This is a genomic window from Azohydromonas caseinilytica, assembly GCF_012927045.1.
GTDB classification, from domain to species: Bacteria; Pseudomonadota; Gammaproteobacteria; order Burkholderiales; family Burkholderiaceae_C; genus Azohydromonas; species Azohydromonas caseinilytica.
In genome coordinates this window covers 57,197-71,134 of sequence record NZ_JABBFW010000024.1, presented here as the reverse complement: position 1 = coordinate 71,134, position 13,938 = coordinate 57,197, and the positions used below count along the sequence as shown (strand labels likewise).

8 protein-coding genes are annotated in these 13,938 nt (G+C 70.7%); 6 read left to right on the top strand and 2 right to left on the bottom strand.

Translation table 11 applies throughout. The annotated features are described in order from the left end of the window. Window positions 1–5 precede the first annotated feature (5 nt). Window positions 6–2,342, top strand: coding sequence for a DNA topoisomerase III (gene topB / locus HHL10_RS23510; RefSeq protein WP_169162839.1), 2,337 nt, complete (start codon window positions 6–8; stop codon window positions 2,340–2,342). 84 nt (window positions 2,343–2,426) lie between these two features. Here the strand turns inward: topB and HHL10_RS23505 are convergent, their stop codons facing one another. Further along, on the bottom strand, window positions 2,427–4,670 hold the full coding sequence (locus tag HHL10_RS23505; RefSeq protein ID WP_169162838.1) for an NADP-dependent isocitrate dehydrogenase: 2,244 nt from the start codon (window positions 4,668–4,670) through the stop codon (window positions 2,427–2,429). A gap of 665 nt (window positions 4,671–5,335) precedes the next feature. Between HHL10_RS23505 and HHL10_RS23500 the strand changes: the two genes are divergently transcribed. After that, entirely contained in the window at window positions 5,336–6,253 is a 918-nt protein-coding gene (locus HHL10_RS23500) for a VOC family protein (RefSeq protein WP_205833179.1), read from the top strand. 281 nt (window positions 6,254–6,534) lie between these two features. Further along, a complete protein-coding gene (locus tag HHL10_RS23495; RefSeq protein ID WP_169162837.1) occupies window positions 6,535–8,796 on the top strand; it encodes a DUF3772 domain-containing protein in 2,262 nt (753 codons plus the stop codon). 65 nt (window positions 8,797–8,861) lie between these two features. On the opposite strand, the gene HHL10_RS23490 is transcribed toward HHL10_RS23495, so the two are convergent. Continuing rightward, complete coding sequence (locus HHL10_RS23490; RefSeq protein WP_169162836.1) at window positions 8,862–9,839, bottom strand: LysR substrate-binding domain-containing protein; 978 nt, start codon at window positions 9,837–9,839, stop codon at window positions 8,862–8,864. A gap of 102 nt (window positions 9,840–9,941) precedes the next feature. Between HHL10_RS23490 and dsdA the strand changes: the two genes are divergently transcribed. From dsdA to HHL10_RS23475, 3 genes are all read left to right on the top strand, one after another. After that, on the top strand, window positions 9,942–11,324 hold the full coding sequence (dsdA, locus tag HHL10_RS23485; RefSeq protein ID WP_169162835.1) for a D-serine ammonia-lyase: 1,383 nt from the start codon (window positions 9,942–9,944) through the stop codon (window positions 11,322–11,324). 37 nt (window positions 11,325–11,361) lie between these two features. After that, window positions 11,362–12,345: a Bug family tripartite tricarboxylate transporter substrate binding protein gene (locus HHL10_RS23480; RefSeq protein WP_169162834.1), complete on the top strand. Its 984-nt coding sequence runs from the start codon at window positions 11,362–11,364 to the stop codon at window positions 12,343–12,345. 73 nt (window positions 12,346–12,418) lie between these two features. Continuing rightward, window positions 12,419–13,936: an amidase gene (locus HHL10_RS23475; RefSeq protein WP_169162833.1), complete on the top strand. Its 1,518-nt coding sequence runs from the start codon at window positions 12,419–12,421 to the stop codon at window positions 13,934–13,936. Window positions 13,937–13,938: the final 2 nt, after the last annotated feature.

Here is a 13,938-nt window from a genome sequence, read left to right as displayed (position 1 = left end):
CCCACATGAAGACCCTGATCGTGGCGGAGAAGCCGTCCGTGGCCGCCGACATCGCGCAGGCGCTGGGCGGCTTCACCCGCCGGGGCGGCTACTTCGAGCGCAGCGACCTGCTGGTGGCCTCGGCCCGCGGACACCTCGTGCAGCTGGGCGTGCGCAAGGACGACGACCCCGGTTTCAACCTGGCGCGTCTGCCCGTCATCCCGCAACGCTTTGCGCTGGAGGCCTTGCCCGGCACGCAGCAGACGCTCGACCTGCTGCGCCAGCTTGCCGGGCGCAGCGACGTGGAGCGCCTCATCAATGCCTGCGACGCCGGGCGCGAGGGCGAGCTGATCTTTCGCTTGATCGTGGAGTACCTGCGCGTGCGCAAGCCCATCGAGCGCATGTGGCTGCAGACCATGACGGCCACCGGCATCAAGCAGGCCTATGCGCAGCGGCGCAGCGACGCCGACATGCGGCCCCTGGCAGCCGCCGCGCGCTCCCGGGCCGAGGCCGACTGGCTCGTGGGCGTCAACGCCACGCGGGCGCTGACGAAGGCCAACCTGGTGGCGCCCGGCGAGCTGGTGTCGGCCGGGCGTGTCCAGACGCCGACGCTGGCCCTGCTGGTGGACCGGGAGGAGGAAATCCGCTCCTTCGAACCGCGGGACTTCTGGGAGGTGATCGCCACGCTGTCCGTGGCGGCCGGGTCCTGGCAGGCCAAGTGGTTCGACCCGGCCTTCAAGCCCAACGCCGATCCCGCGGCGCGAGCCGACCGCACCTTCGACCGCAGCATGGCCGAGACCGTGCAGCAGGCTTGCAGCGGCGTGACGCCGAACTCGGTGAAGGACAGCTCCAAGCCCGTGCGGCGCAACCCGCCCAAGCTCTATGACCTGACGACGCTGCAGCGGGACGCGAACGCACGCCACGGCTTCTCCGCCAAGACCACGCTGTCCCTGGCGCAAGCCCTGTACGAGCAGCACAAGGTCCTGACCTATCCGCGCACCGATTCGAACCACCTGCCCGAGGACTATCCGCCCAAGGTGGCCCAGGTCCTCAAGCTTCTGCCGCAGGGCTTCCAGCCTTTCGCGCAGGCCATCCTGGGCCACGGCTGGCTCACCCCGAGGCATCCGGTCTTCGACAACCGCAAGATCTCCGACCACTTCGCCATCATCCCCACCGGCAAGGCGCCGACGGGGCTGTCCGAAGCCGAATCACGGATCTACGACCTGGTCGTGCGGCGTTTCCTGGCCGCCTTCCATCCGCCGGCCGAGTACCTGGAGACGACACGCCTGGCGGAGATTGCCGGGTACCGCTTCCGTGCCACGGGGCGCGTGCTGGTGTCGGCGGGCTGGCTGGCGGTGTACGGGGGCGAAGCCGCTTCCGCCGCAAAGGAAAAGGGCAAGGACGCCGGCAAGGAGGTCCAAAACCTGCCGGCGATGCGCGCCGGCGAGCCGGTGTCCAACGACGCCGTCACGGTGCGCACCGGCCAGACCACGCCGCCGCCGCGCTTCACCGAGGCCTCGCTGCTCGCGGCCATGGAGAACGCCGGCAAGCTGGTGGACGACGACGCACTCGCCGCGGCGATGAAGGAACGGGGGCTGGGCACACCGGCCACCCGGGCCAACACCATCGAGGAACTGCTGTCGGAGAAGAAACGCTACCTGGAGCGCCACGGGAAGGAGCTGGTGCCGACCGGGAAGGGCATCAGGCTCATCCAGTCGCTGCGCGACAACGGGCTGGTAGCCCTGGCCTCTCCCGAGCTGACGGGCGACTGGGAATCCCGCCTGGCACGCATCGAGCGCGGCCAGGAGACGCGCGAGGCGTTCATGGCCGGCATTGCCGGCACCACGCAGGACCTGGTGGCGCGCATCCGAGCCAAGGCGGTGGCTGCGCCTGCGGGAGCCGCCGGCGTCGGCGCCGGTACCGGCACGGACATCGGCTGCCGCTGCGGTCAGGCCAAGCTGCAAGAGCGGCCCAAGAGCTGGGGTTGCCCGAGTTGCGGCCTAACGATCTGGAAGGAGATGGCCGGCCGCAAGACGCGCAAGACCGACGTGAAGGCGCTGTGCAAGTCCGGTCACACCCCGGTGCTGGACGGCTTCACCAGCAAGGCGGGCAAGAAGTTCTCGGCAGCACTGCGCCTGGCGGCCGGTCCGGGTGGCGGCAAGGTCGAGTTCGCGTTCGACGACCGCGGACCCGCCCCGCGCCAAGACGCCCGGCAAGACCTGTCCCGCCAATCCCGGCCCGACACCCCTGGGCGCGCGACCGCGCCGCTGCAGCATGCGGCACCAGGCGTGCAACCTCGGCGGCCTTCCACCGGCAGCCGGGGCCGAAAAGGCAGCGGAGACTTCGAACCGCCGCCTCATTGACCCGCCGGGGCCGTTGCGTCCCCGGCGTCAGCTCATTGTCATGGACAGGGTAGGGCCGCGCGCAACCCCACCCCGGTGCGGCGATCAGCCGGCCGTCGCCACCGCGTCCAGCGCGGCATTGAAGGTGGGGCTGGGCCGCATCACCGCGCTGACCTTCTTGGGGTCGGGGAAGTAGTAGCCGCCGATGTCCACCGGCTTGCCCTGCACCGAGTTCAGTTCCTCGACGATCCTGGCCTCGTTCTCGGCCAGCGTCTTGGCCAGCGGCGCGAAATGCGCCTGCAGCTCAGCGTCATCGGTCTGCGCCGCCAGCTCCTGCGCCCAGTACATCGCCAGGTAGAACTGGCTGCCACGGTTGTCGAGCTGGCCGGTCTTGGGCGAGGGACCCTTGTTGTTGTCGAGCAGCTTGCCGGTGGCGGCGTCGAGCGTGCGCGCCAGGATCTTGGCCTTCTCGCTGCCGGTCTTGATGCCCAGGTCTTCCATGCTCACCGCCAAGGCCAGGAACTCGCCCAGCGAGTCCCAACGCAGGTGGTTCTCCTCGACCAGCTGCTGCACGTGCTTCGGCGCGGAGCCGCCGGCGCCGGTTTCGTACATGCCGCCACCGGCCATCAGCGGCACGATCGACAGCATCTTGGCGCTGGTGCCCAGCTCCATGATCGGGAACAGGTCCGTCAGGTAGTCGCGCAGGATGTTGCCCGTGACCGAGATCGTGTCCAGGCCGCGGATGACACGCTCCAGCGTGTAACGCATGGCACGCACCTGCGACATGATCTGGATGTCCAGGCCACTGGTGTCATGGTCCTTCAGGTAGGTCTGGACCTTCTTGATCAGCTCGGCCTCGTGCGGGCGGTACGGGTCGAGCCAGAACACCGCCGGCATGCCCGAGTTGCGCGCGCGGGTGACGGCCAGCTTGACCCAGTCGCGGATCGCCGCATCCTTGACCTGGCACATGCGCCAGATGTCGCCGGCCTCGACGTTCTGCGACAGCAGAACCTCGCCGGTCGCGAGGTCAACGATGTTGGCCACGCCGTCCTCGGACACCTCGAAGGTCTTGTCGTGCGAGCCGTACTCCTCGGCCTGCTGCGCCATCAGGCCGACGTTGGGCACGGTGCCCATGGTGCGCGGATCAAAGTTGCCGTTGGTCTTGCAGAAGTTGATGACTTCCTGGTAGATGCGGGCAAACGTGGACTCGGGGATCACCGCCTTGGTGTCCTTGGGCTTGCCGTCGGCGCCCCACATCTTGCCGCCGATGCGGATCATGGCCGGCATCGAGGCATCGACGATCACGTCGTTGGGCGCATGCAGGTTGGTGATGCCCTTGGCCGAGTCCACCATCGCCAGCTCGGGGCGGTGCTCATGGCAGGCGTGCAGGTCGCGGATGATCTCCTCGCGCTTGGAGGAGGGCAGCGTGGCGATCTTGTCGTACAGGTTCACCATGCCGTTGTTCACGTTCACGCCCAGCTCGTCGAAGAGCTGGCCATGCTTGGCGAAGGCTTCCTTGTAGAAGATCTTCACCGCGTGCCCGAACACGATCGGGTGCGAGACCTTCATCATCGTCGCCTTGACGTGCAGCGACAGCATCACGCCGGTCTTGCGCGCGTCCTCGAACTGCTCCTCGTAGAAGGCGCACAGCGCCTTCTTGCTCATGAACATGCTGTCGATGATCTCGCCGTCGAGCAGCTTGACCTCGGGCTTGAGCACGATGGTCTTGCCGCTCTTGGTGAGGAGCTCCATCTTCACGTCGCGCGCGCGGTCCAGCGTCATCGACTTCTCGCCGTGGTAGAAGTCGCCGTGCTTCATGTGCGCCACGTGGGTGCGCGAAGCCATGCTCCACTCGCCCATGCTGTGCGGGTTCTTGCGCGCGTAGTTCTTGACCGCCAGCGGGGCGCGGCGATCCGAGTTGCCCTCGCGCAGCACCGGGTTCACGGCGCTGCCCAGGACCTTGGCGTAGCGCGCGCGGATGGCACGCTCGGCGTCGGTCTTGGGGTCCTCGGGGAAGTTGGGCACCTGGTAGCCCTTGGCCTGCAGCTCCTTGATGGCGCTGACGAGCTGATGCACCGACGCGCTGATGTTGGGCAGCTTGATGATGTTGGCGTCCGGCTCCAGCGTCTTCTTGCCCAGCTCGGCCAGCGTGTTGGGCACCTTTTGCATGTCGCTCAGGTACTCGGGGAACTCGCCGAGGATGCGGTTGGCCACCGAGATGTTGCTCTCCACGATGTCGATGCCCGCCGGTGCAGCGAAGGTACGGATGATCGGGAGGAACGAATATGTCGCCAGCAGCGGCGCCTCGTCGGTCAGCGTGTAAATGATGCGGGAATGCTCGGCAGGCATGGCGTCGTACTCGATGTGGGGTGGGAAAACCCATTACTGTATTCAATATTCACGGCGATCCCGCCGGCGCGCGTGGCCTGGGCCGACGCCGGGCAGTTCCCGCGGCGGGCGCGGGCGGCATCGGGTCAGCAGGACTTGCACCGCCGGAGGAGTTGCTACGCCAGCCGCGCAACAGCAGCCCTACAAGCCGGTTTTGCACCACCGCAGCGGCACAGGCAGGCGCCAAACTCGGATTGCAGCCACGACACAGGAGAAGCTGTCGCCGGATGTTGCGGCCAGCGGTTGGGCTGGAGAGGCAAGTCTGAACAAGGCCGCCGCCCGCTTTGGGATCTCCGCCCATCCATGCCGCTCTGTTGCATCGATGCAACACGATGGCATCGCATCCCTGTGCAACGACGACGTTGGCAAGGTTGCATGCTTGCCGTGGCGCCAATGGCCCGTTCCTGCGCAATTCACGCATCGAGCATGACGTGGAACGCGCTCTTGAAAACGCCCGTAGGGCTCGGCGACCGCGTGCCGGACCACGTCCGCAAGCGCGCAACTGTGCGACATCTCTAATTGGCGCCTACAAGCTTCCGTCATGCCAATCCACCTTATGTCAAGCAATGGCGGGGCCGGGATCGGGGCTTGCCCCCACCCGCCAGCACAACATGCCGCAAGACGCCATGCCGACTCCATCTCCCGCCGGGCTGCCCGTGCTGCTGCCGCGCTGCTCCAGCCCGCTCGTGCTGCTGGAGCACGTGAACCTGACGCAGCCGGACCAGCAGCTCGCCACGCTCTTCTACGTGGTCGGCCTGGGCTTCACCCGCGATCCCTTCCTGATGGTCGGCCTTGACAACATGTGGGTGAACATCGGCCGCACCCAGATGCATCTGCCCACCGGGGCGCCGCAGCGGCTGCGCGGGCGCATCGGCCTGACGGTGCCGTGGCTGCGGCATTTGCCGGCCCGGCTGGAGCCGCTGCGCAAGCCGCTGGCGCACACGGCTTTCGACGTCCGTGCCGCCGATGAGGCGCTGCTGGTGCGCTGCCCTTGGGGCAATGCCTTCAGCGTCCACGCCGCGCCGCCGGGTGAAACGCTGCCGGGCATCGCCTATGTCGAGCTGGACGTACCCGCCGGCACGGCCGAGGGGCTGGCACGCTTTTACACCGAGCTGCTGGGCGCGCCCGCCTCGCTGGCGGGGCTGGGCGACGGGTTGCAGCGGGCGCTGGTGCCCGTGGCCAGCGGCCAGTCACTGCGCTTCGTCGAGTCGCGTGCGCCCCTGCCCGCCTACGACGGGCACCACGTGCAGCTCTACATCGACCCGCCCGAGGGCGCGCATCGTCGCCTGGCGGAACACTCCCTGTTGCAGCGCGACCGGGGCCCGCAGGACTGGCGCTTCACGGATCTCGTGGACCCGGGCGAGGGCCGGGCGCTGTACCAGCTGGAGCACGAGATGCGCGGCTGCAGACATCCGCTTTTCGGCCGCCGCCTGGTCAACCGCAACCCGGCGCAGCGGCAGGCGACGTACCGGCCGGGCGAAGATGAATTGCCGGAGGCGCCATCGCCACGAAACGCCCTGGACGGCGGCGGCACACCGCCGTGAAGCACGGCGCCGGGGCACGGGCCGGACCTGGATGGGTGCCGGGCACCGTGATTGCCAGCAGCCGGGCCCGCCGCAACTGCCGAAGTCGCCAGCCGTGATGTCCCGCGTCGATCCTCAGCCGACCCTCGGACTTGCGTGCGGTCGACGGCACGCCTGACGTGCCGGACCACGCAGCCGCTGCCTTTCCTGCCCGCGCCATCAGGCTGCCACGGGCTGCTCCCCACCGCCGGCCGGCATGGCTCCTTTGGGCCCTGACGCTGCTGTGCGTACTGACGCTTGCCGTGGCACGGGCCGCCGCCATCGACGACCCGGACGCCGTCATTGCCGGTGCGCGCAAGACGCTGGACGGCGTCGAGCAGCAGCTGCAGAAGCCGGAACTGAGCGAGGAGCAGCTCGTGGCAATGCGCCGCACGCTGCTGGCGCTGCAGCAGCAGGCGCAGGAAGTGATCGAGGAGCAGACGCAGCAGCTGGAAAGCACCCAGGCCCGGCTCTCGGGGCTGGTGAGCCCGGCGGGCCCGGCGGCCAGCAGCCCGACCGCGGAGACGGCGGACGTCGCGACCGAGCGCAAGACCCTGGAGCAGTCGGGCAGCGAGATCGAGGCGCGCGTGAAGCTCGCCCGGCTGCTGGTGGTGGAGAGCGAGCAACTGGCCGACAGCGTGGCCGCGCGGCAGCGCGAGCGCTTTCGCGACCAGCTCTTCGAACGCACCGACTCGCTGCTCAGCGCCGCGTTCTGGAGCGACCTGCGGGCGAGCTGGCAGCGCGACTGGGCGCGGCTGGCACAGTTGGCGACGCCATTGCGCCAGCCGTTGCCGGCCCACAGGGCCTGGGGCATGGTCCTGGCGCTGGTGCTGGTGGCCGGGGCGCTGGCGCTGCGCCAGGTCCTGGGCCGCTGGATGGAGCGCATCGTGACGCAGCGCGCACCCCAGGGCCGGGTGCGGCGCTCGCTGTATGCCCTGGGCCGCTCCCTGCTCGCGATGCTCGTGCCCGGCGCCGCGGCCTATGGGCTGCTCGTGCTGGCCCGCGAAGCGGCCCTGGGCCCGCGCTGGCAGGCCCTGCTGGGCGATGCCTTCGGCGCCGTGTGCTTCTCGGCCTATGTCGTCGGGCTGGGCCGGGCGTTGCTGCAGCCCAGGCACCCGTCGTGGCGCCTGCTGCCGCTGCCGGACCATGTCGCGCTCGGCCTGCGCCGCTACCCGCTGCTGCTGGGCGTGGCCGTGTTCCTCAGCTGGTTGCTGCAGCGGCTGGCGGCCCTGGTGCAGAGCGCGCTGCCGACGGCCGTGGCCATCGACGCGCTGCTGACCCTGGCCTTGGGCGTGCTGCTGGTGCGCGGGGTGTCGCGCGCCGAGCGGCTGCGCCAGCAAGCCCTGGCACGACCGCCCACCAGCGCGCCAGGGCGGCCCGGTTGGCTGTCCGGGCTCATCGTGGCCATCTGGCTGCTGCTGGTGCTGAGCCTGGTTGCCATCCTGATCGGCTACGTGGCGCTGGGCGGCTTCGTGGTGCGCCAGGCGGTGTGGATCACGGTGCTGGCGGGCACCGCCTACCTCCTGTGCGTGCTGGTGGACGACCTCGCCATGGCTTGGCAGGCGCAGCCCGCGGCGCTCACCCGGGCCGCATCGACCGACGTCTCGCCTGCCGAGCCCGCCGGCCATCGCGCCCAGGTGGCCGTGGTGGTGTCGGGCGCCTTGCGGCTGCTGGTCGTGCTGCTGCTGCTGGCGCTGCTGCTGGCGCCGTTCGGCCAGGGGCCGCAGGAGCTGCTGAGCCACACCGGCCGGCTGGGTACCGGCATCACGCTCGGCTCGCTGGAGTTGCGCCCGGGCTCCGTGCTGCAGGCGCTGCTGGTGTTCGCCCTTGCGCTGGCGGCGTTCAGGGTGCTGCAGCACTGGCTCGCCCAACGCTTCCTGCCCACCACGTCCCTGGACGCCGGCATGCGCAGCTCGCTCGTCACGCTGCTGGGCTTCGTCGGCCTGGTCGTGGCCGTGGCGCTGGGGCTGTCCGCCGTCGGCCTGGCGCTGGACAAGGTGGCCTGGATCGCCAGCGCGCTCACGGTGGGGGTGGGCTTCGGCATGCAGGCCATCGTCTCCAACTTCGTCTCCGGCCTGATCCTGCTGGCCGAGCGCCCCGTGAAGGTCGGCGACTGGGTGGCGCTCAGCGGCGTGGAGGGCGACATCCAGCGCATCAACGTGCGCGCCACCGAGATCCGCACGGGCGACCGTGCCACGGTGATCGTGCCCAACTCCGAGTTCATCACCAAGGTCGTGCGCAACGTCACCCATGACAACGCGCTGGGGCTGGTCCAGTTCAAGCTGCCGCTGCCGCTGGACACCGATGCCGAGCGCGTGCGCACGCTGCTGCTGCGGGCCTTCGAGGCGCATGCCGAGGTGCTTCAGGAGCCGCCGCCGAAGGTGCTGCTCGACGGCGTCGAGGGCGACAAGGTGGTCTTCAATGCCACCGGTTTCGTTTCCTCACCGCGCAAGACCGCCGCCATCCGCAGTGCGCTGCTGTTCGAGGTGCTGGCCGAGCTGCGCCGGCTCCGCGATCCGCAGTGACAGCTGCAGGCCCCGCTCGCCAACGGCCGGGATGGCCGCGCCGCCGGTTCAGCCGCACCGGCGCATCAACGCCGCTCCCGGCTCTGCGCAGCGGTCAGCGCCTGCAGCAGCTCATCGCGCTGCACGCGAAAGTGCGCGGCCTGTGCCGTGAGCCAGGACAGCACGGTGTCGATGCGGGCCGTGTGCTGCATGGGCGCCACGAAGTGGTAGGCGGCACGCGAGCGCACCGGCATGCCGAACGGCGCCACCAGGCGCCCGGACACCAGATCCTCCAGCACGAGCGCGGCGCGGCCCATCGCCATGCCCTGCCCGGCCAGCGCGGCGCCCTGCGCCAGCTGTGAGAGGTTGAAGTGGTGGCCCTGCTCGAAGCCCTGCAGCGTCACGCCGGCGTGGCGCAGCCAGTGTTCCCATTCCTCGTAGGGGCCGGCACCGTCCCAGGCGCTGCTGTCGTGCAGCAGCAGCGCCGGGTGCAGGTCCGAGGGCGAGCGCAGCTGCGGGTGCGCCGCCAGGAACGCCGGGCTCGCCACGGGCAGCAGCCACTCGTCCAGGATCTCGGTGGCCAGCAGGTCGGGGTACTGGCCCAGGTCGTAGCGCAGGGCGGCGGCCACCTCGTCGCGTGCCATGCGGTCGCGGTCCAGGGCATGGAACTCGCCGATGACGCGCAGCCCGATCTCCGGGTGGCTGCGGTAGAAGTCGCCGAGCCGGGGCGTAAGCCAGCCCATCGCGAACGAGGGCGCGCAGCTCAGCGCCAGCGGCCCGGCCGCCGGCGGAATGCGCAGCTGTACCAGCGTGCCCTCGATCGCCTGGAACGACTCGCGCACGACCGAGGCCAGCCACTGGCCTTCGGGCGTCAGCACCAGCGCCCGCGGGCTGCGCAGGAACAGCGGGCGCTGCAGCCAGCCCTCCAGTTGCTTGACCTGCTGGCTGACCGCCCCCTGCGTCACGCACAGCTCCGCGGCGGCCTTGGTGAAGCTCATGCACCGCGCCGCGGCTTCGAAGCACCGCAACCATGCCAGCACGGAAGGAGAGAGCCGGGTATCCACGTTTTGCATCAATGAGACTAATGACAGGGCCAATATAAATGCTTTGTGCCGCGGCCTCGGGCAGCTCACCATGGCGGGACCAGACAATGCCCGAGACGCCCCATGCCGCACCTGCCTCCAGCCACTTCCACGGCGCAGAACACCTCCTCCGACCAGCCGCTCTTCGATCTGCAAGCGCTGAAGCGCGGTGAGCCGGTGTTGTGGACGGCGTCTTCATCCAGGCACACGGCTTGGTCGGAAGCCGGCGCGGGCATTAGCCAGCTTGATGTCGAGGCCACCGTGGCGCGCTGGCGCCGCTTCGCGCCCTTGCTCGCGCGCCTGTTCCCGGAGCTGCAGGTCCGGGACGGTGTCATCGAATCCGAGCTGCTGCCGGTCCCCCGGCTGCAGCGCGCGCTCGGCATCCCGCAGGACTTCGGCACCCTGCTGGTGAAGGCCGATCACGGCCTGCCGGTGGCCGGCTCCGTCAAGGCCCGTGGCGGCATCCACGAGGTGCTGGAGCACGCCGAAGGGCTGGCGCTGCGCCATGGCCTGCTGGCGCTGGACGGCGACTACCGCGTGCTGGCCGAGCCGGCGGCGCGCGCGCTGTTCGCCCGGCACCAGGTGGCGGTGGGCTCCACCGGCAACCTGGGCCTGGCCATCGGCGTGATGGCCTCGGCACTGGGCTTCCGGGCCGTGGTGCACATGTCGGCCGACGCCAAGGAGTGGAAGAAGGCACGGCTGCGCGCCCGTGGCGTGGAGGTGGTCGAGCACGCCGGCGACTACGCCGAGGCCGTGGCCGCGGGCCGCCGCGCCGCGCTCTCCGACCCGGCCTGCCACTTCGTGGACGACGAGCGCTCACGCTCGCTGTTCCTGGGCTACGCCGCCGCGGCGCCGCACCTGGCGCGGCAGCTGGCGGCGCTGGGCCGGCGCGTGGACGCGCAGCACCCGCTGTTCGTGTACCTGCCTTGCGGCGTGGGCGGGGCGCCGGGCGGCATCGCCTTCGGGCTGGCGCAGCTCTTCGGGCCGCACGTGCACTGCTTCTTCGCGGAGCCGACGCGCTCGCCCTGCTTCCTGCTGCAGATGCTGGCCGGCACACCGGGCTTCGAGTTCCTGGGCGACCAGCCGTCCGTCTACGACGTGGGCCTGGACAACCGCACCGAGGCCGACGGGCTGGCCGTGCCGTGCGCCTCGGAGCTGGCGGCCGAGGTCGCGGGCCCGCTGCTGGGCGGCGTCTACACCGTCGAGGACGAGACGCTGTTCCGGCTGCTGCATGCCGCGGCCGTCAGCGAGGAGCTGCACATCGAGCCCTCGGCCGCGGCCGGCTTCTCCGGCCCCGCGATGCTGCGCGACACCGCCGCGGGCCAGGCCTACCTGGAGCGGCACGGCCTGCAGGCGCACATGGCCGCGGCCACGCACATCGCGTGGACCACCGGGGGCCTGTTCGTGCCCCAGGACGAGTACGCGCGCTTCCTGGCGCGCGGCCGGGACGCCGCGGCGCGGCCCTGAGTTCCTTCCCCAACCATCCCGAGCCCGAGGAACGCCCATGAAATCCACTTCCCTTCTCGCCCGTACCGCCCTGGCGGCCGTGACGCTCGCGGCCCCGCTGGGCAGCGCCTGGGCGGCCGATGCGCCCTATCCGTCGAAGCCGATCCAGCTGGTGATCCCGTTCCCGCCCGGGGGCGCCACCGACGTGGCCGGGCGGCTGCTGGCCAAGGCCCTGGAGGCCAAGCTCGGCCAGCCGGTGATGGCCGACAACCGCGCCGGCGCGGGCACCGTCATCGGCGCCAGCTTCGTCGCCAAGGCGCCGCCCGACGGGCACACCCTGCTGGTGAGCTCCGGGACGACTTTCACGGTCAATCCGGCCATCCAGCCCAAGCTGCCCTACGACCCGGTCAAGAGCTTCGAGCCGGTCGGCCTGCTGGCCCGCACCGGGCTGATCCTGCTGGCCCACAAGGACGTGCCCGCCAACACGCCCAAGGAGTTCGTGGCCCTGGCCAAGGCCTCGCCCGGCAAGTTGGCCTTCGCCTCCTTCGGCAACGGCTCGACGGCGCACTTCACCGGCGAGCTGCTGGCGCACGTCACCGGCACCCAGCTCATGCACGTGCCCTACAAGGGCAGCGCACCCGCCATGACGGACCTGATGGGCGGACAGGTGCCCTTTGCCGTGGACACGGTCGCCGCCGCGATCCCGCAGCTCAAGGGCGGCAAGATCAAGGCCATCGCCGTGACCACGGCCAGGCGCTCGGCGCTGCTGCCCGAGGTGCCGACCTTCGCCGAGAGCGGCTACAACCTGGACGCCGACACCTGGCTGGCCGTCGTGGCGCCGCGCGGCCTGCCGCCCGCGGTGAAAGCAAAACTGGAGCAGGCGCTGTCGGAGGTGATGGCGCAACCGGAGGTGCGCGACAAGCTCGTGGCCAGTGGCTTCGAGCCGGGCTACCAGAACGGCGCGGCCGTCGAGGCGCTGATCCGGAAGGAGCTGCCGCTGATGCGCGAGACTGCCCAGCGCGCCCACATCACGGCCGACTGAGCCTTTGCGACAGGCCGCCGGGTGCCGCCCGCGGCCTGGGCCAACCCACATAAAACCCAAGGAAGACAAGCGCATGCAGCACCCCGACATCACATCCCTCACCGCCGTCGAGATGCGCCGACGCATCGGCGCGCGGCAGCTCTCCCCGGTGGAGCTGCTGGAGGCGTGCATCGCGCGCATCGAGGCGGTGAACCCCTACGTCAACGCCGTCACCGCCACCTGCTTCGAGCGTGCCCGCGCCGAGGCCCGCGCCGCCGAGCAGGCGGTGATGCGAGGCGAGACGCTGGGCCTGCTGCACGGCCTGCCGCTGGGCGTGAAGGACCTGGAGGAAACCGCCGGGCTGCTGACCACCTACGGCTCGCCCATCCACCGCGGCAACGTGCCGGCGGCCGACAACGTGCTGGTGGCACGGCTGCGCGCGGCCGGCGCCATCGTGGCGGGCAAGACCAACGTGCCCGAGATGGGCGCGGGCGCGAACACGCGCAATCCGGTCTGGGGCGCCACCGGCAACCCCTTCGACCCCAACCTCAACGCCGGTGGCTCCTCGGGCGGCTCGGCCGCGGCGCTGGCGCTGGACCTGCTGCCGGTGTGCACCGGCTCCGACACCGGCGGCTCGCTGCGCATTCCGGCCGCCAAGTGCGGCGTGGTGGGCTTCAGGCCTTCGCCCGGCGTGGTGCCCAGCTCGCGCAAGCCCCTGGGCTGGACGCCGATCTCCGTGGTCGGTCCCATGGGCCGCACCGTGGCTGATGCCTGCCTGCAGCTCGCGGCCTCGGCCGGGCTCTCGGCCGCCGACCCGCTCACCTACGAGCTCGACCCGTTGAGCTTCCTGTGCCCGCAGGACGTGGACCTGGGCGGCCTGCGCGTGGGCTACACCGAGGACTTCGGCGCCTGCGCCGTGGACGACGGCATCCGCGCCCTGTTCCGGGAAAAGATCAGTGCCATGCGGCCGCTCTTCCGCAGCTGCGAGCCGCTGGCGCTGGACCTGGGCGAGGTGCACCGCTGCTTCGACGTGCTGCGCGCCGAGGCCTTCGTCGCCGGCATGCGCGAGGCCTACGAGCGCGACCCGCAGAGCCTGGGGCCCAATCCGCGCGCCAACTTCGAGATGGGCGCGGCCATGCGGCTGCTGGACTGCGCCTGGGCCCAGGCCGAGCAGACGCGCATCCTGGCGCGCTTCCAGGCTGCCTTCCGCGACGTGGACGTGATCCTGGCGCCCACGACGCCGGTGCCGCCCTTCCCGTGGACGCTGCCGCATGCCGCCACCATCAACGGGCAGGCGCAGGAGAACTACTACCGCTGGCTGTCGCTGACCTACGTCACCACGCTCACCACGCACCCCTCGCTGAGCCTGCCCTGCGGCACCGACCGCGCCGGCCTGCCCTTCGGGCTGCAGATCGTCGGCCGCTTCCGCGCCGACCGCCACACGCTGGGCGTGGCGCACGCGATGGAGCAGGCTTTCAACGGCATCGAAGCGCTGCGGCGTCCGGTGCCCGACGTGCGCCGCCTGCGCCGTGCCGAGCCGGCGCTGGACTCCATCGTCACCGCGCCGCCGCTGCACGGTGCCACCTCCACCGGCACCGCCTCGGCGGTCTGAAG

Excerpts from the sequence above, each read along its gene's own strand:
- topB (WP_169162839.1), top strand. The coding sequence starts at position 6 with ATGAAGACCCTGATCGTGGCGGAGAAGCCGTCCGTGGCCGCCGACATC.
- HHL10_RS23500 (WP_205833179.1), top strand. The coding sequence starts at position 5,336 with ATGCCGACTCCATCTCCCGCCGGGCTGCCCGTGCTGCTGCCGCGCTGC.
- HHL10_RS23505 (WP_169162838.1), bottom strand. The coding sequence starts at position 4,670 with ATGCCTGCCGAGCATTCCCGCATCATTTACACGCTGACCGACGAGGCG.
- dsdA (WP_169162835.1), top strand. The coding sequence starts at position 9,942 with ATGCCGCACCTGCCTCCAGCCACTTCCACGGCGCAGAACACCTCCTCC.
- HHL10_RS23480 (WP_169162834.1), top strand. The coding sequence starts at position 11,362 with ATGAAATCCACTTCCCTTCTCGCCCGTACCGCCCTGGCGGCCGTGACG.
- HHL10_RS23475 (WP_169162833.1), top strand. The coding sequence starts at position 12,419 with ATGCAGCACCCCGACATCACATCCCTCACCGCCGTCGAGATGCGCCGA.